General features: G+C 74.5%; 15 protein-coding genes. 12 read left to right on the top strand and 3 right to left on the bottom strand.

The genetic code is table 11. The features are described from left to right. Positions 1 to 180: 180 nt before the first annotated feature. Complete coding sequence (locus ABZ716_RS01960) at positions 181 to 1,383, bottom strand: NADP-dependent malic enzyme (RefSeq protein ID WP_351879267.1); 1,203 nt, start codon at positions 1,381 to 1,383, stop codon at positions 181 to 183. Positions 1,384 to 1,910: 527 nt separating this feature from the next. Here ABZ716_RS01960 and ABZ716_RS01955 point away from each other — a divergent pair. From ABZ716_RS01955 to ABZ716_RS01940, 4 genes are all read left to right on the top strand, one after another. After that, positions 1,911 to 2,861 (top strand): ABC transporter substrate-binding protein, encoded by a 951-nt coding sequence (locus ABZ716_RS01955; RefSeq protein WP_358812538.1) that lies wholly within the window; start codon positions 1,911 to 1,913, stop codon positions 2,859 to 2,861. A 31-nt stretch (positions 2,862 to 2,892) separates the two neighbouring features. Continuing rightward, a complete protein-coding gene (locus tag ABZ716_RS01950) occupies positions 2,893 to 3,846 on the top strand; it encodes an amino acid ABC transporter permease (protein WP_358955746.1) in 954 nt (317 codons plus the stop codon). 47 nt (positions 3,847 to 3,893) lie between these two features. After that, positions 3,894 to 4,646 (top strand): amino acid ABC transporter ATP-binding protein, encoded by a 753-nt coding sequence (locus ABZ716_RS01945; protein ID WP_045946348.1) that lies wholly within the window; start codon positions 3,894 to 3,896, stop codon positions 4,644 to 4,646. 244 nt (positions 4,647 to 4,890) lie between these two features. Beyond that, positions 4,891 to 5,520 (top strand): CGNR zinc finger domain-containing protein, encoded by a 630-nt coding sequence (locus ABZ716_RS01940; protein ID WP_358812536.1) that lies wholly within the window; start codon positions 4,891 to 4,893, stop codon positions 5,518 to 5,520. Here the strand turns inward: ABZ716_RS01940 and sodX are convergent. Then, positions 5,424 to 5,843: a nickel-type superoxide dismutase maturation protease gene (gene sodX / locus ABZ716_RS01935; RefSeq protein ID WP_351879258.1), complete on the bottom strand. Its 420-nt coding sequence runs from the start codon at positions 5,841 to 5,843 to the stop codon at positions 5,424 to 5,426. The two genes, ABZ716_RS01940 and sodX, sit on opposite strands and share 97 nt — an antisense overlap. Before the next feature lie 171 nt (positions 5,844 to 6,014). Here sodX and sodN point away from each other — a divergent pair, with 171 nt between their 5' ends. Beyond that, positions 6,015 to 6,410 (top strand): superoxide dismutase, Ni, encoded by a 396-nt coding sequence (gene sodN, locus ABZ716_RS01930; RefSeq protein WP_007266490.1) that lies wholly within the window; start codon positions 6,015 to 6,017, stop codon positions 6,408 to 6,410. A 114-nt stretch (positions 6,411 to 6,524) separates the two neighbouring features. Here sodN and ABZ716_RS01925 read toward each other — a convergent pair whose 3' ends face one another. Beyond that, complete coding sequence (locus ABZ716_RS01925) at positions 6,525 to 6,710, bottom strand: DUF6104 family protein (RefSeq protein WP_018102711.1); 186 nt, start codon at positions 6,708 to 6,710, stop codon at positions 6,525 to 6,527. Between the two features lie 143 nt (positions 6,711 to 6,853). On the opposite strand from ABZ716_RS01925, the gene ABZ716_RS01920 reads away from it, so the two are divergent. The 7 genes from ABZ716_RS01920 (at position 6,854) to fxsT (ending at position 20,057) form a co-directional block, all read left to right on the top strand. Continuing rightward, positions 6,854 to 8,917 (top strand): trypsin-like peptidase domain-containing protein, encoded by a 2,064-nt coding sequence (locus ABZ716_RS01920; protein ID WP_358955743.1) that lies wholly within the window; start codon positions 6,854 to 6,856, stop codon positions 8,915 to 8,917. 80 nt (positions 8,918 to 8,997) lie between these two features. Beyond that, positions 8,998 to 10,014, top strand: coding sequence for a MoxR family ATPase (locus ABZ716_RS01915; protein WP_358955740.1), 1,017 nt, complete (start codon positions 8,998 to 9,000; stop codon positions 10,012 to 10,014). Positions 10,015 to 10,019: 5 nt separating this feature from the next. After that, positions 10,020 to 13,835, top strand: coding sequence for an SAV_2336 N-terminal domain-related protein (locus tag ABZ716_RS01910; protein WP_358955737.1), 3,816 nt, complete (start codon positions 10,020 to 10,022; stop codon positions 13,833 to 13,835). 149 nt (positions 13,836 to 13,984) lie between these two features. Continuing rightward, positions 13,985 to 14,161, top strand: a complete 177-nt coding sequence (gene fxsA / locus ABZ716_RS01905; protein WP_358955734.1) for an FxSxx-COOH cyclophane-containing RiPP peptide — start codon at positions 13,985 to 13,987, stop codon at positions 14,159 to 14,161. A gap of 133 nt (positions 14,162 to 14,294) precedes the next feature. Next, positions 14,295 to 15,593: an FxsB family cyclophane-forming radical SAM/SPASM peptide maturase gene (locus ABZ716_RS01900; RefSeq protein ID WP_358955731.1), complete on the top strand. Its 1,299-nt coding sequence runs from the start codon at positions 14,295 to 14,297 to the stop codon at positions 15,591 to 15,593. Further along, complete coding sequence (locus ABZ716_RS01895; protein ID WP_358955728.1) at positions 15,590 to 16,909, top strand: HEXXH motif-containing putative peptide modification protein; 1,320 nt, start codon at positions 15,590 to 15,592, stop codon at positions 16,907 to 16,909. The genes ABZ716_RS01900 and ABZ716_RS01895 overlap by 4 nt, the downstream gene beginning before the upstream one ends. 145 nt (positions 16,910 to 17,054) lie before the next feature. Then, positions 17,055 to 20,057: an FxSxx-COOH system tetratricopeptide repeat protein gene (gene fxsT, locus ABZ716_RS01890; protein WP_358955725.1), complete on the top strand. Its 3,003-nt coding sequence runs from the start codon at positions 17,055 to 17,057 to the stop codon at positions 20,055 to 20,057. Positions 20,058 to 20,082 lie beyond the last annotated feature (25 nt).

Genomic DNA, 20,082 nt, shown 5'->3' with positions numbered 1-20,082 from the left:
GGTCGAGCCGGTGAGGAGGCCCACGGCCGGCCGCGGCGAAGGACCCGGGACGTCCCCTCCCCGTTCGGGGGCGGGGAGGGTGCGTTCCCCTGCGCGGCGGCCTTCCGTAGACGAAGAGGCCCGGCCGGATCGCTCCGGCCGGGCCTCACCCGTTCAGCCCCGCGGGGGTACACCCGCCGCTCAGACGAGCCGGGCCACCCCGTCGGCCTTCGCCGCCGCGGCGACCGCGGCCGTGACGGCCTCGGCGACGCGCTCGTCGAACGGCGAGGGGATCACGTAGTCGGCGGCAAGCTCGTCACCCACGACACCGGCGATGGCGTCGGCGGCGGCGATCTTCATGCCCTCGGTGATCCGGGTCGCGCGGACCTTCAGGGCACCCGCGAAGATGCCCGGGAACGCCAGCACGTTGTTGATCTGGTTCGGGAAGTCCGAACGGCCCGTGGCCACGACCGCCGCGTACTTGTGCGCGATGTCGGGATGGACCTCCGGGTTGGGGTTGGCCATGGCGAAGACGAAGGAGTCCTTCGCCATGGAGGCCACGGCCTCCTCGCCGACCGTGCCGCCGGAGACGCCGATGAAGACGTCCGCGCCGGCCAGGGCCTGCTCCAGGGAGCCGGTCAGACCCGTCTTGTTGGTCAGGCCCGCGATCTCGGCCTTGACGTCCGTCAGGTCGCCGCGGTCCGCCGAGACGACGCCCTTGCGGTCGGTGACGCACACGTCGCCGATCCCGGCGTCCACCAGGATCTTGGCGATGGCGATGCCCGCCGCCCCGGCACCCGAGATCACGGCGCGCAGGTCGCCGAGGGTGCGGCCGGTCAGCTTGGCCGCGTTGCGCAGGGCGGCCAGCGTCACGATGGCCGTGCCGTGCTGGTCGTCGTGGAAGATCGGGATGTCCAGCGCCTCCTGGAGGCGCCGCTCGATCTCGAAACAGCGGGGCGCGGAGATGTCCTCCAGGTTCACCCCGCCGAAGGACGGCGCCAGACGGATGACCGTCTCGACGATCTCGTCCGTGTCCTTGGTCGCGAGCGCGATCGGAACCGCGTCCACGCCGCCGAACTGCTTGAACAGAATGGCCTTGCCCTCCATGACGGGGAGGGACGCCTCGGGACCGATGTCACCGAGCCCGAGCACGGCCGTACCGTCGGTGACGACGGCGACCACGTTGGACTTCCAGGTGTACTCGTTCACGAGCTCGGGCTGCTCGGCGATGGCGGTGCACACCTTCGCCACGCCGGGCGTGTAGGCCAGGGACAGGTCATCCTTGTCCTTGACGGGCACAGTGGCCTGGATGGCCATCTTGCCGCCCCGGTGCAGTGCGAACACCGCATCGGGGTTGTTGTCCGTCGCACTGTCACTGCGAGGGTTGACGATCTCCGCTGCCACTTCGTGTGACCCCTTAAGTCCTTTTGTTCATTGAGGGTGGCCACTCCTGGTTAAGGGGTGGGCGGGCACCGCGTCCGTACTCCGCATCGACGGTTGGCCCGTCTCCGCGAAGGGGAGGTTCGTACGCGCGGGCGCGCCGCACGCGCGCCCTGAGCCCCGGATGAGGGGTGTAAGGATCTGTTCTACCCGAAGAGCACACGCCCAGACGAGTCGATTCCGGTCTGATCGTAGGGTGCTTGTCCCGGTTTTGGCTAAAAGTCCAAAGGTCTCTGTCCGACTGGCGAGACGAGCCGCAAATAGTGAGGCGAAAATGCCAGGTCACGGCGGTTTGTGCGGCTCCGAGGGACCTTGCCCGCAGTCCTGTTGGCTCGTCGGGGGCGCCCGTTATCTGATTTTGACCTCACGGGCACCCTGAATGCGCCAGTCCGAATGGCAAGATGCCGTAATCACACAAGGTCGCGGCACTCGATGGTGCGTGCGCGACCCGTTCTCGGATGCTTTTCCACCCCCGTCGGAGGAACCAGCTCATGACCGCAAGCACCACCCGTCGTACGACCGCCGCCCGGTCCCGGATCGCCGCGGTCGGCGCGATCGCGGTCGCCGGCGCCCTGATCCTCACCGGCTGTGGCGACCAGACCGACAAGTCCTCGACCGGCTCGGGCACCGGGGACAGCAGCGCTCCGCTGTTCTCCAAGCTCCCGAAGAAGGTCCAGGACGCGGGTGTCATCAAGGTCGGCTCGGACACCGCCTACGCCCCGATGGAGTTCGTGCAGGACGGGAAGATCGTCGGCGTGGACCCGGACATCGCCGAGGCGCTCGGCAAGCAGCTCGGCGTGAAGCTCCAGTTCACCTCCGGCACCTTCGACGGTCTGATCACCTCCCTGGAGACCGGCCGCCAGGACGTGGCGATCTCCTCCATCACGGACAACAAGAAGCGCCAGGAGGGCCTCGACGACAAGGGCCAGAAGATCGGCAAGGGCGTCGACTTCGTCGACTACATGTCCTCCGGTGTCTCGCTCCTGGTCAAGAAGGGCAACCCCGACAACATCAAGTCCCTCGACGACCTCTGCGGCAAGACGGTCGCCGTGCAGCGCGGCACCATCTACGAGGACACCTTCAAGGCCCAGGCCGACAAGTGCGGCGCGGACAAGAAGCTCACCATCGAGGCGTTCGACACCGACGCCGAGGCCCAGACCCGTGTGAAGGCCGGCGGCGCCGTCGCCGACCTGAACGACTTCCCGGTCACCGCCTACATCGCGAAGAACTCCGGTGGCGGCAACGACTTCGAGGTCGGCGGCCAGCAGTCCGACGTCGGCCTCTTCGGCATCGCGGTCTCCAAGGACAACACGCAACTGCGCGACGCCCTGAAGGAAGCCGTCGACGCCATCATCAAGGACGGCTCCTACGCCAAGGTCCTGGAGAAGTGGAACGTGAAGGACGGCGCCGTGCAGTCCGCCACGATCAACGCCGGCAAGTAACACCGAAGCGCTCCACTGAAGGGCAGTCATAGTGACTGACAAGATCGACAAGGGTCCGGCCGCGACTCCGCCGGCCGGGCCCGGCGCCTCGGGCACCACTCCCTACGAGGCCATCGAGGCCATCCCCGTACGGCACTACGGCCGCTGGATCAGCGCCGTGGTCGTCGCCGTACTGCTGGGGTGGCTCGTCTACGCCTTCTCCCAGGGCAAGATCATCTGGGCGACGGTCGGCGACAAGCTCTTCGACCCCGCGGTCCTCGCCGGCCTCGGCAACACCGTCATCATCAGCATCACCTCGATGGCGCTGGGCCTCGTCCTCGGCATCCTCTTCGCGGTGATGCGCCTGTCGAAGAACCCGGTCACCAGCTTCGTGTCCTGGCTCTACATCTGGTTCTTCCGCGGCACCCCGGTCTACGTGCAGCTGCTGGTCTGGTTCAGCCTCCCGCTGATCTTCCAGTACATCAACCTCGGTCCGATCTACAAGAACGAGACCGTCGACGTCATGACCCCGTTCATGGTCGCCCTCCTGGGCCTGGGCCTGAACGAGGGCGCCTACATGGCGGAGATCGTCCGCGCGGGCATCCAGTCCGTCGACGAGGGCCAGAGCGAGGCATCGCACGCGCTCGGCATGACCCAGACGCAGACCATGCGCCGCGTCGTGCTCCCGCAGGCCATGCGCGTGATCATCCCGCCGACCGGCAACGAGTTCATCAACATGCTGAAGACCTCCTCCCTGGTCTCGGCGGTCCAGTACACCGAACTCCTGCGGGCCAGCTCCAACATCGGCAGCACCGCCGGCGCGGTCATCGAGATGTTCTTCGTCGCGTCCATCTGGTACCTGGCCCTGACCAGCGTCTTCAGCGTCGGCCAGTACTACCTGGAGCGCCGCTACGCCCGTGGCGCGCAGCGCACCCTGCCGCCGACGCCGTTCGAGCGGCTGAAGGCCAACCTGAACATGTTCCGCCGTACGGAGGCCGCGCGATGACCGCGAAGATCGCGAAGACGGCGTCGTCCGCCAAGACCGCCCAGCCCATGGTCAAGGCCGAAGGCGTCCACAAGTCGTACGGCGCTGCCCACATCCTGCGGGGCATCGACCTGGAGGTCGCCCCCCGCGAGGTCTTCTGCCTGGTCGGCCCCTCCGGCTCGGGCAAGTCCACCTTCCTGCGCTGCATCAACCACCTGGAGCGGATCAACGCCGGCCGGCTCTCGGTCGACGGCCAGCTGGTGGGCTACAAGCAGAAGGGCGACAAGCTCTACGAGCTCAAGGACAGCGAGGTCGCGGCCCAGCGCCGGGACATCGGCATGGTCTTCCAGCGCTTCAACCTCTTCCCGCACATGACGGCCATCGAGAACGTCATGGAAGCGCCTGTCATGGTCAAGGGCGAGTCCAAGGCGGTGGCCCGCGAGCGCGCCGTCAAGCTCCTGGACCGCGTCGGCCTCGGGGACAAGGGCGGGAACTACCCGACCCAGCTCTCCGGCGGCCAGCAGCAGCGTGTGGCGATCGCCCGCGCGCTGGCCATGGAGCCGAAGCTGATGCTCTTCGACGAGCCCACCTCGGCCCTCGACCCGGAGCTGGTCGGTGACGTCCTCGACGTCATGCGCGACCTGGCCGAGTCGGGCATGACCATGATCGTGGTGACCCACGAGATGGGCTTCGCCCGCGAGGTCGGCGACAACCTCGTCTTCATGGACGGCGGCGTCGTGGTCGAGTCCGGCCACCCGCGCGACGTGCTCGGCAACCCGCAGCACGACCGCACGAAGGCGTTCCTTTCCAAGGTGCTGTAGCGGCTCCGGGCACTCCAGGCGCTCCGCGCGTTCTGACGGCCCGGCGGAAGGGGCGGTACGGGTCTCCCGTGCCGCCCCTTCGCGCTGCCGCCTTCCGGAATCTCGTCCTTCGGACCTAGGACCCGTGGATACTTCCGGTACGCACGCGAGCGCCGTCACCCCTCGCCACGTAATACCCTCGAACTGAGGACAGCCGTTACGGGCGGCCGTGACCGACCTTCACCCGAAGCCGTAAGGACTACAAGTGGAACTGGCCCATTACTCGGACTATGCCGTGCGCCTGGTCAACACCGAGGAGCCGGCCCGCAACAAGGACGCGCTGACCTCGGCCGACGACGTCCGCGCCCTCTTCGGCCCCGGTTCGCAGACGGCCCGCCGGGTCACCGACACCGACGTCACCCGCTTCCGCAACGTCCGCGCCCGGCTGCGCGCCGTCTTCGAGGCGGCCGACAGCGGTGACGACGTCCTCGCGGTGGACCTGCTGAACTCCCTGCTCATGGAGTTCCCCGTCAGCCCCCAGGTCTCCGGCCACGACCTCGTCGGCCCCGACGGGCGCCCCGACTGGCACATCCACCTCGCCGACCACCCCTCCAACGCCTCCGCCGGCTACGCCGCGACCGCCTCCTTCGGGCTGGCCTTCCACCTCACCGCGCACGGCCCCGACCGGCTCGGCCTGTGCCAGGCCCCGCCCTGCCGCAACGCCTACCTCGACACCTCCACCAACCGCTCCCGGCGCTACTGCTCCGACCGCTGCGCCACCCGCGCCAACGTCGCCGCCTACCGCGCCCGCAAGCGCCTGGAAGCCGAGGAGTCCGCCCGCAGCGGCCGCACCGCCGACACCGCCCAGGACAGCCGCGCCCTGAGCGAACTCTGATGCGCCGGGCGGGGCCGCAGCCGCAGCACCGCCGTCGCCAGGACCAGCTCGTCGGGGACGGCGCCGTAGTCGGTGCTGTCCCCGGTCTCGTTGAACGGGTTGTCGCCGAGCATCCACCAGCCGCCCGGCCGGCGCCCGGCCGCCCGCTTGACCACCAGCAGGTCCTGCTGGAGCGGATGGCGGAACACCACCACGTCACCCGGCCGCACCGGCGCCCCGTACCGCACGACCATCCGGTCCCCCGGCAGCAGCGTCGGCACCATCGACGGCCCCGACACCTCCGTGATCCCGATCCGCACCCGCGCCCGCCCGCTCTCCGCCATCCGCGCCTCCTCGTCCTGCCCGCATGGTGCCGCACGGCCCCGTAGGTTCGCTCACCTGGCCTCGGCGGAGGCTGGACTTTTGTCCTAAGCCCATGGGGCCGCCCGCGAATTCCGTCTTCTCAGCGAGTAATCTCACCCTTGAGAAGACGATCACGAGGAGGACCCACTCCAATGCTTTCCCGCTTCTTCGCCCCCAAGGTGAAGGTCTCCGCCCACTGCGACCTGCCCTGCGGCGTGTACGACCCGGCCCAGGCCCGTATCGAGGCCGAGTCGGTCAAGGCCGTCCAGGAGAAGTACCAGGCCAACGAGGACGCCGACTTCCGCGCGCGCGCCATCACCATCAAGGAGCAGCGCGCCGAGCTCGCCAAGCACCACGTGTCGGTGCTCTGGAGCGACTACTTCAAGCCCCCGCACTTCGAGAAGTACCCGCAGCTGCACACCCTGGTCAACGACACCCTGAAGGCCCTCTCGGCCGCCAAGGCGTCGAACGACCCGGCGACCGGCGCCAAGGCCCTGGAGCTCATCGCCGAGATCGACCGCATCTTCTGGGAGACCAAGGCCGCCTGATCCAGGCGATCCCCCGGCAGAACCACCGAGGGGCCCGGCCGCGCACGCGGCCGGGCCCCTCGGTCGTCTCCGCGGTCCGTCCGCGTCTGCTCGTGAGCGTCTGCTCCTCCGGTTCTACTCGTCCTCGTCCTCGTCGTCGTCCAGGCGGGCCAGCCAGGTGGCCAGGCGTTCCACCGGGACCTCGAAGTCGGGGTTGAGGTCCACGAAGGTGCGGAGCTGTTCGGCGAGCCACTCGAAGGTGACCTCCTCCTCGCCGCGCCGCTTCTCCAGCTCCTCGATGCCGCGATCGGTGAAGTACAAGTCGGGCTCCGTGCCGTGTAGGGATGTCGGGGGGTGTTTCCCGCCAGGATAATCCGGCTAACCGGCGACACCTCCCGATGTCCCGCCCCCGGCGCTAGCGTGGACGTCAGCCGCTGGGACGGGCGGGAGAGAGGGGTCGCGGGATGCCGGACGGGCGCACGGCCGGTTCCGCGCGCGCCTACGAGCTCCTCGAACCCCTGGTCCGGGCCGCCACCGTACGTATCCACGCGGCCCCGCGCGGGTATGACAGCGCTGGGACCGGACCCACCTGGGGGAGCGGCTTCTTCATCGCCCCCGGCTGGGTCCTCACGTGTGCGCACGTCGTCGGTGAAGGAGGTGGCGGAGTGCGTCTGGCGGGGCGTGAGGTCGGCATCAGCTTCTTCCCCGGAGGGGACACCACCGCCACCGGGACGGTATCCGGGCGGGTGGAGTGCGTCCTGCCCGAGCGGCTGGAGGAGCGCCGGCCCGGGCCGCGGGCCCTGTGGGACCTGCCGGACCTCGCGCTGCTCCGCGTCCTCGCCCCCGTCACCCACGCCTGCGTCTGGCTCACCGACCGGGCCCGGCCCCGGCTGGACGAGGCCGCCTACTTCGGCTGCACCGAGGAACTCGGCATCCGCGAGATCACCGGCCGCACCACCCGGCTGCGCGGCATCGCCGGAGGCGGCGCCGCCATCCGCCTCGGCGACGACGACGAGATCGAGGCCGGGATGTCCGGCGGACCCGTCGTCGACCTGGCGCGCGGAGAGGTCATCGGGGTGGTCAAGGCCCGCCGGCACACCGGCGGCGGCGGGCTCGCCGTGACCGTGTCGCAGCTGCGGACCCTGCCGATGCCGGCGGGCGGGCAGAGCGGCCTCTACCGCCGGGTCATGCAGGCCCACGACCTCTACCACTACGACCGCCACCTCAGCGACCTCGACACCCGCCGGACCTGGACCGACGTCCACGACACCCTCCTGCTCGGGGAGAGCGACCCCTACGGCGGCCGCGGACGGCTCACCCCGGTCGAGCGGACCACCCTGTGCGGGCTGCTCGCCGAACTGCCGCCGCCCGGATCCTCCGAAACCGTCCGCGAACTCGCCGAGCGGGCCAGGGGCGAGGAACCCGACCCCACCCTCCCCGCCCCCCTCAGCTGGCGCGACGGACTCGGGCTGCTCCACGACCCGCCCGGAGCCGGCGGAGAGGCCGCCGCGATGCTCCGCTACGCCACCGGCGTCAGCGTCGCCGACCACCGCGAGCCGCCCGCGCCCGGAGCCGACGAGGAACTCTGGGACTGGGTCCGGGCCACCGCCGAACGGCTGTGGCGGCCCCTGCGCCGGGAACTCGCCGAACAGCACGAGCGGGGCCTGGCCGAGCGGGACCGGCGCCGCCGGCGGGCCGCCGGCCAGGCGGAGCTCGGCCGCGCCCGGCGCACCGGGAGCCTGCCGACCGGGCCCTCGGTGCTGCTGGAGGCGTGGGCCCACGGCTGGGAGGAGGTCTACGACTGGCGGGTGTCGGTCCTGGCCGGCCCGGCCCGCCCCGGCCAGGTCACCCCGGTGGCCGCCGGGACACGGGCCACCCTGGCCGCTCTGCCCGAGGCGCTGCGGGCCCCGCTCGCCGAGGGGTTCCGCCGCTGCGACACGCACGACACGGCCGCGCTGCTCGAAGTGGCCGTCGCCCCGGAGCTGTTCGGGCTGCCCGTCGACGAGTGGGCCGTGTCGGGCGGAGTGCCGGTGGGGGTGCAGCGGCCGGTGGTGCTGCGTCACCCGGACGGCGTCGGCGGGCCCGTCGCCCACGCACGGTGGGCGCGGGTGCAGGAGGGGCCCCTGCTGGACCAGCGCGCCGACTGCTCGCGGGGCCGCCCCCGCAGCCCCTCCCCGGTCTGGCTGGCGGGGCTGGCCGTGACCACCGTGCCGGTGCTCTGCCGGGACCCCGGGGCGGAACCGGCCCTGGGCGCGCTGCACTCCGTACGGGACGCCGGGTACGGGGTGGCGGTGTGCCGGCGGCCCCCGGCCGACCCGGCCGCCCCGTGCGCGCCGTTCCACCGGGGGCTGCGGGAGGAGTTCGGCGAGGCGGGCCGGGGCGCGGCCCTCCCGCACCGCCTCCAGGCCCTGCGCCGGCGCTCGTACGGGGCGGACCCCGACGCCTACTGGGCGGACGGGCTGGCCCTCGTCTGGGAGGACCCGTCGCGGGCCCTGCCGGAGGAGGAGCCGCTCCAGGGGGACCTGTGAGGGGAAGGGACGGTCCGTTCCGGGGGTAGGAGCGGGGCTGGGGGCGGACGCGGTGGCGGGACGGTCGGGAGGGAGCGGGAGTGAACGACGAGTGGCTCATCTACCGGGGGGTCGGCGAACCCCACGACGGGATCGCGGCGCTGCCCGACCCGCCGCCCTGGCGGGACTTCGACGGCGGCCCCGTCACCGAGCCCGGCGGAGCGGCCGCGGCCCCCGACGGGAACGTGGCGCGCAGGCTCGGCGCCCACCGCCAGGCCGCCGCGCTGCACCGGCCCGAGCCCGAGGAGCTGGAGGCCATCAACGCCGCGCTCTACCTGCGCAGGCCGCTTCTGGTCACCGGCTACCCCGGCACCGGCAAGTCCACCCTCGCGCACGCCGTCGCCCACGAGCTGAAGCTCGGCCGGGTGCTGCGCTGGCCCGTGGTGTCGCGGACCGTGCTCCATGAGGGCCTCTACCGGTACGACGCCCTCGCCCGGCTCCAGGACGTACAGATCGCCGCCGGCGGGGGAGGGACCGCGGGGGCGGCGGCCCCCGGCATCGGCACGTACATCCGGCTCGGCCCCCTCGGCACCGCCCTGCTGCCCACCGCCCGGCCCCGCGTGCTCCTCGTCGACGAGCTCGACAAGAGCGACATCGACCTGCCCAACGACCTGCTGAACGTGCTGGAGGAAGGCGAGTTCACGCTGCCCGAGCTGGAACGCGTCGCCGACTCCCAGCCCGAGGTGCAGGTCCTCACCGACGACGGCACCAAGGCCACCGTCCGCGACGGGCGGATCCGCTGCCGGGCCTTCCCCTTCATCATCCTCACCAGCAACGGCGAACGGGACTTCCCCGCCGCCCTGCTGCGCCGCTGCATCCAGCTCAAACTGGGCCAGCCCGGCGAGAAACGCCTCGCCACCATGGTCCGCGCCCACCTCGGCGAGGAGGCCGCCCAGCTCGGGGCCGACCTGATCCGCGAGTTCCTCAGCCGCTCCCGCTCCGAACTCCTCGCCGCCGACCAGCTGCTCAACGCCCTCTACCTCACCCACTACGCCTCCCCGCCCAGCCGCGAGGACCTCGCGGACCTGCTCATCCAGCGCCTCGACCGCCCGAGGTGAGACCGGTGCCCCCCGAGCACACGGACGACGGCCCCACGGGCCTGTACGACGCCGGCCGCGACCCCGACGGCCGGAGCCCCGCCGCCGGCCCGGGCCCCGCCGACCCGGTGCGCGCCCTGGCCGGGGTCCTGCGGGCCGCCGGGCTCGACCCGTCCCCCGAGGAGCTCGCCGACGCCCTGTGGCTGGCCGCCGCCCGGGCCCGGCAGGAGGCCCGCCCGGCCCCGCCCGATGCCGGGCCCGGCCCCGCACCCCGCCGGGCCCGGGCCGGGGCGGCGTCCGGGCGGCCCGCCGACGGGAGCGCGGCGCGGGACGCCGGGGAGCCGCCGCCCGGCCCGGTGCGGGAGGAGGACGGGCAGCCCGAGGACCCCGTCACGCTCTACCCCGCCGCGGGCCGGGCCGCCGGCGCGTCCGACGCGGAGGTGCCCGTCGCCGCCGGGGTCCCCGTACGGGTGCCGGGCGCGGCCGCGTTACCCCGGATACTCGACATACAGCGGGCCCTGCGCGCCCTCCAGCGCCACCGGCCGCCCGGGCGGCCCACCCGTACCGTCCTCGACGAGGGCGCCACCGCCGAGGCCAGTGCCCGCGCCCTCGGGCTGGTCCTGCCCGTCTTCCGGCCCGAGAGCCGGCGGGAGGCGACCGTACGGCTGGTGATGGACGCCTCGCCGTCGATGGCCGTGTGGCAGGACATGTTCGACGAACTGCGGGCGGTGTGCGAGCGGCTGGGCGCCTTCCGCGACGTCCAGGTGCACTATCTGCACCGCCTGCCCGACGGCACCGCCGCCGTCGGCCGCGGCCCCTCGCCCGGCAGCGGGGTGCGCTCCGGGGACCAGCTGCGCGACCCCACCGGCCGGGCGCTGACCATGCTGGTCTCCGACTGCGCCGGGCAGGTGTGGCGGGAGGGCGAGGCCCAGCGGCTGCTGCACCGCTGGGCCGGATGCGCCCCCTGCGTGGTGGTCCAGCCCCTGCCGCAGCGGCTGTGGGCCCGCAGCTGGCTGCCGACCGAGCGGGGGGTGCTGGACCGGGCCCCGGGCGGCGGCCCCTGCGCGGGCGGTCCCGGTGCGCAGGGCAGCGGCGGCGGGCCCGGGCTGCGGTTCCGCCCGGACCGGCCCACCCGGCCCGGGCGGCCCACCGGCGGGCTCACCGTGCCGGTGCTCCCGCCGAACGCGACCGCCCTCGGCGCCTGGGCGCGGCTCGTCGCCGGCCTCGGCTCGGGGCCCGTACCGGCCGAGGTGGGCCGGGTGCTGGCCCGCCACCCGGCCGCCCCCGTCCCGCTGCCGCGCGCCGCCCGGCCCCCGCACGAGCTGGTGCGCCGCTTCCGCTCCTCCGCCGCGCCGGGCGCCGTACAGCTCGCCGTGTACCTGTCGGCGGCGCCGCTGACCCTGCCCGTGATGCGGCTGGTGCAGCGCACGATGCTGCCCGACTCCGAGCCGTCCGACCTCGCCGAGGTACTGCTCAGCGGGCTGCTGCGGCGCAGCGGGGCCGGGCCCGGGCCGTGGTACGAGTTCGTACCCGGGGTGCAGGACGTGCTGCTGGGGCCGCTGGGGCGGGACGAGGCCGCGCTGGTGCTCAAGCACTGCTCGGAGTACGTCCTGGCGCACTTCGGCCGGGGCGTACGCAACTTCCCCGCGCTCGCCGTCTCCCAGCTGACGGGCGAGCCCGTCCCGGCGGGGCAGCCGGGGGAGCCGGAGCCGGGCGAGGAGGGGGAGCCGGCGCCGGCCGGGCCGCTGCCGCAGGCTTTCGCACAGGTCTCGGCCAAGGTCGTACGCCGCTACCTGCCGGGACCGCCGGAGGAGGACCCGGAGCCGGAACCGGCGCCCGCGCCCCGGCCGCCGGGCCGGGCCGCGTCGGTGCGGGCGGCGCGCGAGCGGCTGCTCCTCGGCGACGCCGACGGCGACGCCCGCCACCTGCACGACGCCGCCGCCCTGCTGCGGCGGGCCGTGACGGTACCGGCCGGGCCCGGCGACCCGCCGGAGGAGGCCGAGACCGAACTGGCGGGGGTGCTGCTGCGGTTGTGGGCGGTGCAGCGCGACCCCGAGCTCCTCGACGAGGCCGAGCGGGCCGTGACCGGGCTGCGGACCGCCCGGGGGTGGGCGGCGCTGGGCCGGGTGCTGTACGAGCGGGCCCTGGCGTCGGCGCCGGGGCCCGGGGCGGAACCGCTGCTGGCCGCCGCCGCGCGGGAGTTCGCTTCGGCCGGGGCCGCGGCGGGGGAGGCGGGCCTGCGGGTGGACTGCGCGGTGCGACGGGCCCGCGCCCTGCTCCGCCTGGCGGAACTCCGCGCGGACCCGGGCCCGCTGCACGAGGCCCTGGCGACGCTGGAGCCCCTGGCCGCGACCGACCTGGACGCCCTCCTGTCCCTCGGCGAAGTCCTCCTGGCCCTCCTGCCCCTCACCACCGACCCCGCCCCCCTGGCGGAACGCGCGGCCGCCACCCTCGAAACGGCCCTCACCCTCCTGGAGGCCCCCCCGCTCCCCGACCCCGCCCCGCCGGCCCCCGTGGACCCGGCGACCCGGACCGGCGTGGCGGACCCGGCCACCCCCACCGGCCCGGCCGGCCCGACGCCCCAGGCGGCCCCGGCCGCCCCGGACAGCCCCGGCGACGGGGCCGCCCCAGCGGCTCCGTCCGAGGGCCCCTCCGACGGGGCCGGCCCGGGGGAGGGGCCGTCCGGGGCCGTCGGCCCTGACCCCGTCGTGCCCCCTCCCGCCGACGGCCCCGCCGCCAGGGGCGGTGCGGCCGGAGCACGCGAGCCGGCGGAAGCCCCGGGCGGGGCCGGCCCCCGGGCCGGAGCCCCGGAGGGCTCCGGTACCCCGGCCGAGGGCTCCGACCGGGGGAGCGGCGCCCGGCCGGCGGGCCCGGCGGGAGGTCCCGGCGTACCGGACGGGCCGGCCGCGTCGGACCGGCCTACGGGCAGCGGCGCCGGCCCCGCCGGCCCGGGGCGGGGCGCCTCCCGGGGGCGGAGGTGGGGGCGACGGGTGGTGGGGGTGCGGGTGCAGCTGGCCGGGGCCCTGCGGTACCTGCCCGCGCGGCTGGAGGAGGCGCGGGGGCAGCTGCTGCGGGCGCTCGACGAGGCCGTCGGGGAGCCCGAGCTGCGGCTGGCCGCGCTGCTCTGCCTGGCCCGCGTCCACCGCGCCCGGTACGCCCGCGACGGGGACCCGGTGGCCCTGGAGGAGGCGGCCGAGGCGTACGGACGGGCCCGGCGGCTGATCCCCCGCGACGGGGACGCCTACGCCGAACTGCTGCCCGAGTGGGGCGACGTCCTCCTGGAGCGGGCCCGCGCCGCCGACGGCCGCCGCTTCGCCTCCACCGCCGTACGGGTGCTGCGCGAGAGCCGGTCGGCGGTGGCCCAGTCCGACCCGGGGGCCGCGTACCGGCTGCTGCGGCTCGCCTCCGGGCTGCGGCTGCGGCACACCTACGAGGGCGACCTGGTCGACCTCCGCGAGGCCGAGTACCTCCTGGAGCTCGCCGTCCGGCAGAGCCCCAGCGCCCTGGAGCGGGCCCGCGCCTGGCGCGACCACGGCGACGTCCAGCAGGAGATCCACGTCCACACCCACACCACCGACCGCCTCGACCGGGCGGCGGACTCCTACCGGCGGGCCTGGCGCGCCGCCCTGGAGGCGGGACCCGACGACACCGGCGCCGCCCTCCGGCTCGCCGCCCGCGTCCAGGAGCTGCGCGGCGGGGTCCTGGAGCACCTGGCCCGCCCCCGGGCGGCCCTCGACGCCTACCGGGCCGCGCTGGAGCTGTGGCAGCGCCAGGGCCTGCCCGAAGGGGAGCGCTCCGGTGTCGTGCGGGCGCGGATCGATGCGCTGGAGAGCGGCGGATGAGCCGTTTCCCCCCGCCGGACCGCGGGAAAGGGCAGATCAAAGGTCAAACGGCAGACCAAAGGGCAGATCGCGGTATTCCACCGCAATTCAGTTTCCATCACGGTGCGAGACAGGGGGACGGGCAGCCCATGGTGACCGGACGTCAGGAAGTGGCCCCATCCCATCCCCGGCCCTGTCCGGGGCAGCTCCCCGACCTCTCCGGGCTCGACCTGCCCGCCCTGCGCGGGATCGCCCATCCGGTGCTGGCCGAGGTCATCGAGGGGCTGGTGGAGCGGGTGACCCACCCGGCCGAGATCCTCAACGCCTTCGACTCGGGGGTCACCTGACCCGCCCTCCGGCGCGTCCGGACCGCCCGGAGTTGACCACTTTCCGCCGTTAGCCGGAGCCGCCCGGAGGGCAGGGATGGACCGTCCTGGAGGCCGGGTCCCGCAACGGTGGCCGGGAGAGGAGGTACGGGCGATGCGCCGAACGATCACGGGCGGCCCCGCGCTGCCCGCCCACCGCGGCCCGGCCGCCCCCGCCGTCCTCGCCGCCCAGGCCCGGCACGCCCGCCACGCCCCCTGGCCGTACGCCCGCCTCGACGTCCCCGCCCTGCGGGCCGCGGGCCACCGGCCCCACCCGGTCCGGCAGTTCGTGCTCAAGACGCACAGCCGCTGCAACCTCGCCTGCACCTACTGCTACGTCTACGAGATGGCCGACCAGAGCTGGCGCACCCGCCCCGCCGCCATGGCCCCCGCCACCGCCCTGCGCGCCGCCGACCGCATCGCCGAGCACGCCGCCGCGCACGGGCTGCCCCGCGTGGACCTCGTCCTGCACGGCGGCGAACCCTTGCTCGCCGCCCCCGCCGAACTGGCCGCGCCCGTCGACGCGGTACGGGCCGCCCTGGCCCGCCGCTCGCCCGGCACCCGGGTCACCGCCAGTGTGCAGACCAACGCCACCCTCCTCACCCGGGGTCGCATCGCCGCCCTGGCCGCCGCCGGCATCCGGATCGGGGTCAGCCTCGACGGCGGGCTCCCCGCCCACAACGCCCGCCGCGTGGACCACGCCGGACGGCCCGGCTTCGGCGCCGCCGCCCGCGGCCTGCGGCTGCTCGCCCGGCACCCCGCCGCGTACGCCGGGGTGCTGTGCGTGGCCGACGTCGCCCAGGACCCGGTGGAGACGTACGAGTCCCTCCTCGCGTTCGCCCCGCCCGCCATCGGCCTCCTGCTGCCCCTGGCCAACTGGAGCGCCCCGCCGCCCGGGCCGCCGGGGCCCGCCACCGCCACCCCGTACGGCGACTGGCTGATCGCCGTCTTCGAACGCTGGTGGCACGAGCCGGCGCGCCGCACCCGGATCCGGATCTTCGAGGAGGTCATCGCCCTGCTGCTGGGCCTCCCCGCCGCCACCGAGAGCCTCGGCCTGGCACCCGCCACCACCGCCGTGGTGGAGACCGACGGCAGCATCGAGCAGGCCGATTCCCTGAAGTCCGCCTACGAAGGGGCCGCGGCCACCGGCATGACCCTCGACACCCACAGCTTCGACGACCTCCTCGACCACCCCGGCTTCGCCGCCCGCCAGCTCGGCCGCGAGGCCCTGGCCGCGGACTGCCGCTCCTGCCCGCTCGTGGAGGTCTGCGGCGGCGGCCACTACCCCCACCGCTACCGCGAGGGCGAGGGCTTCCACCAGCCGTCCGTGTACTGCGCGGACCTCCAGACCCTGATCCGCCACATCGCCCGCGCGGTCCACACGGCCGCCACGAACCGACGGCCCGCCTCATGACCCACCCCGCACCCACCGACCCCGCGCGGACCACCCCGGACGGCCGCACCGTGCTCCCCGGCCAGCGCCCCGCCCCGGGGGCCGCCCTCCCCCGGTTCACCGTCGCCGCGTCCGCCCTGCGGGCCCTCGCCTCCACCGAACCCTCCCCCGAAGGGCTCCGCCTCGTCGGCGACATCCGGCGCTCCAAGCGGCTGCTCCTGCTGCGGGCCGTCCTCGACGCGGCCCCCGGGCCCGAGGCCGCGGAATGGTGGGGGCTGCTGGAAGAGGCCGAACGGCAGGACCCCCACGCCGTGCGGGACGTCCTGCACTACCCCTCCACCGGGGTGTGGGCCGAGGAGACCCTGCGCCGGCTGCACGCCCCGCACGGCCCCGCCCCCGACCTCGGGCACCTCGGGGCCCTCGCCGTCGCCGCCGCGCTGCGCGCCGGCATCGGCTTCAAGACCACCCTCCGCCCCGCCCACGGCCGCCTCGCCCTGCCCACCCTCGGCGTGCTGCTCCCCGAGCGGACCGGCCCCCTCGCCCTCACCGAACGCTCCTGGGACGCCGGCGACGTCCTCCCCCTGCACCCCCTGCCCGGCGGCCGCACCTCCCTCGACGACCTCGACCCCTACCGGGCCCCGGCCACCGGCCATCCCGCGCCCGTACGCCCGGCCCGCCGGCTCACCCCCAAGGGCCACAAACGCTGGGACACCCAGTGGGCCGGCGCGCTCACCCTCCTGGAGCGCTACGACTCCGCCCGCGCCGACGAGACCGCCCGCCTCCTGCGCTGCGTCGTCCCCCTCGGCGGCGGCTCCCGCTCCAGCGGCGCCACCCTGCCCGCCGCCGCCGGCGCCGTCCTCGCCCGCGGCCAGTCCCCGCCCGCGCTCGCCGCCACCCTCGTCCACGAGGTGCAGCACGGCAAGCTCGCCGCCCTCACCGACGTCCTCACCCTCCACACCGCCGACCGCACCCCCCGCCACTGGGCCCCCTGGCGCGCCGACCCGCGCCCCCTGGAAGGGCTGCTGCACGGCACCTACGCCCACCTCGCCCTGGCCGGCTACTGGCAGCGCGCCGCCCTCTACGGGGCCCGCGGCGCCTGGGCCCAGCACGCCCGGATCCGGGCCCAGGTCGCCGCCGTCCTGCCCGCCCTCCGCGCCCACCCCCGACTCACCCCCGCCGGACGGGAGTTCGTCTCCGGTATGGCCGCCGCCGAGCGGGCCATGGACGAGCTGCCGCCCCCCGGCCACCAGCACACCACCGCCCGCCGCGCCCTCGAACGCGCCCGCCGCGCCTGGTACGCGGCACACCCCGAACTCGCGGAGCACGCAGGGGCCTGACGGGCCGTGTGCTGCGGTACCTTTCAACCCCGCCCCTCGCACGGCCCTGCCGCCACGGCCGCCCGCAAGCCCGCGCGGCACCGGCAGCGCCCCCGCACCGCCCCGCACCCCGTCCACCGCCCGGACACCCCAGGGAGACGGCCGCATGACCGGTACCGGTACGCGCCACGACCGCGACGGAGCCGCCCAGCCCCAGCGCTTCGTCATCAGCTTCGCGGGCTTCAACCGCCCCTGGGCGGTGTGGATCGCCCACCGCCTGGAGGAGCACGGCCACCGCGTCGCCCTCCAGCGCTGGGACCCGCAGACCGGCCCCGGCATCACCGAAGCCCTCGACGACCTCGCGCGGGCGGGCGGCACGGTCATCGTCGTCCTCAGCGAACGCTACTTCTCCGCCGGTACCCACACCGACGAGGAGTGGAACACCGCCCTGCGCACCGTCACCGAGGCCCACCCCGGCCGGTTCGCCGCCGTCTGCCTCACCGACGCCCCGCTGCCCAGCGCCGTCGCCGCCCTGGAGAAGACCGACCTGTGGGGCCTGGACGCCTACGAGGCGGAGTACCGCGTCCTGCGCCGCCTCGACCTGCCCACCGACCGCATCGGCACCGAGAGCGGCCGCCGCGGCCCCCGCTTCCCCAACGACCCGCCCGAGGTCTGGGGCCGCGTCCCGCGCCGCAACCCCCGCTTCACCGGCCGCAACGACGTCATCGGCCGGCTGCGCGACGCCCTCACCGAGGCCCCGCCCGGCGCCTCCACCGTCACCCTCCTGGGCATGTCGGGCGTCGGCAAGACCCAGGTCGCCACCGAGTACGCCTACCGCTTCGCCTCCGAGTACGACGTCGTCTGGTGGGTCCCCGCCGAGGACCGCCCCACCCTCCGCGAACGCCTCGCCGACCTGGCCCCCGAACTGGGCCTGCCGCGCGGCGCCGGCAGCTACGGCGAACAGATCCGCGCCGTCCTGGAGGCCCTGCGGCGCGGCTTCCCCTTCCACCGCTGGCTGTTGGTCTTCGACGGCTGCGACCACCCCGACGACCTCACCGACCTGCTGCCCTCCGGCGCCGGCGACGTCATCATCACCTCCCGCAACCGGGAGTGGGCCGCCCGCCACACCAGCCTCGTCGAAGTGCCCCTCTACGCCCGCCGCGAGTCCGTCACCTTCATCCGCCGCCGGGCCCACCGCCTCACCGGCGAGGAGGCCCACCAGCTCGCCGAGGCCCTGGAGGACTACCCCCTCGCCCTCGACCAGACCGCCGGCTGGCTCGCCGACTCCCCGCTCGGCGTCGGCGAGTACCTCGACCTCCTCCAGAGCCGCCTGGATTCCCACGAGGCCGTCACCCTCTCCGACGACTACCCGCTGCCCTTCCCCACCGCCCTGGCGATACTCCTCAACAACGTCCGCGAGAACTTCCCCGACGCCCTCGCCCTGCTGCGGCTGTTCGTCTTCTTCGCCCCCGGCCGGGTCCCGCTGCGGCTGCTGCGCGACTTCCCCGCCGACGACGTCCCCGAACACCTCGCGGGCATCGTCAACGACCAGATCCGCTGGAACGCCGCCCTCAACAAACTCGTCCAGTTCTCCGTCGTCCGCCTGGAGTACTCCGACCTGTCCGAGGAGGAGGGCGGCGGGCTGGAGACCGTCCAGCTGCACCGCATGGTCCACAACATCGTCCGCGAGAACCTCGCCGAGGACGAGGCCGCCCAGCTCTCCCGCGCCGTCCGCCAGGTCCTCGCCGCCGCCGACCCCGGCCTCCCCACCGACTCCCGGCTCTGGCCCCGCTACGCCGAACTCGTCCCGCACCTCGAACCCGCCGGCGTGCTGACCAGTACCAACCCCCGCATCCAGAACTTCCTGCTGCACTGCCTGCGCTACCTGATGCTCGCCGGCGAGTACCGCACCTGCCTGCGCCTGTCCGAACAGACCGACCACATCTGGCGGGCCATGCTCGGCGACGACCACGACCAGGTCCGCGAACTCAGCTACCCCTACGGCGGAGCCCTGCGGATGCTCGGCCACTTCCGCCAGGCCGAGGCCCTCGCCCGCCAGGTCGCCGACCGGCTCATCACCGAACGCGGCGACCGCGACCTGGAAACGCTGCGCGCCACCAGCACCTACGCGGGCGTCCTGCTCAGCACCGCCAAGTTCGACCAGGCCCGCGCCCTCCTGGAACACGCCTTCACCAGCTACCGCGAACTCCTCGGCGAGGACCACACCACCACCCTCAACGCCCAGAACAACGTCGCCGTCGTCCTGCGCCTCCTCGGCCGCTACCAGGAGGCGTACGACACCGACCTGGACACCCTGCGCCGCCGCGAACGCGTCCTGCGCGTCCGGCACATCGCCACCCTCTCCTCCGGCATCGGCTGCGCCATGGGCCTGCGCCTGATGGGGCGCTACCGCGAAGCGCTCGCACGCCAGGAACAGGGCCTCAAACTCCACCTCCAGGTCCTCGGCGCCAACCACCCGCAGACGCTGCGCGCCGAACACAACCTCGGCCAGTGCCTGCGCCGCACCGGCGACATCCCCGGCGCCGGCGCCCGCCTGCGCAGCGTCTGGGAACGCTCCACCCGCGTCTTCGGCGCCGCCTTCCCCTGGACCCTGATGGTCGCCTCCGACTACGCCACTTACCTGCGTGAGTACGGGGACATCGAGGAGGCCCGCCGGATCTCCGAGGACGTCGTGCGCGGCTACCAGTCCCAGCTCGGCCTCGCCCACCCGTACAGCATCGGCACGGTCGGCAACCTGGCCCTGGTCCTGCGCGCCCAGGGCGAACGCACCGAGGCCCTGAACCTCGCCGAACAGGCCCTGACCGGTATGCGGGGAGCCCTCGGCGACCGCCACCCCTGGACCCTGGGCTGCGCCCTCAACGCCACCGGCCACCGCGACATCACCGGCCGTCTGGACTCCGCCCTGGAGCTCAGCCGCGAGACCCTCCGCGCCACCGAACAGGTCCTCGGCCCCGACCACCCGATGACCCTCAGCGCCCAGATCGCCCTGGCCGCCGACCTCCGCGCCGTCCGGGAGGACACGGAGGCCGCCAAACACGAGGAAGCCGGCCTCAAGGCCCTCACCCGCACCCTGGGACCCCAGCACCTGCACACCGTCTCCGCCCGCCAGCGCATGCGCCCGTACTGGGACTTCGAACCCCAGCCGTAGCGGGCCGACGGCGCCGCCCCCCCCC

Origin of the sequence: Streptomyces sp. NPDC006687 (assembly GCF_040636215.1) — a bacterium.
Taxonomy (GTDB): Bacteria; Actinomycetota; Actinomycetes; order Streptomycetales; family Streptomycetaceae; genus Streptomyces.
This window is presented reverse-complemented; position numbering and strand designations above follow the sequence as displayed.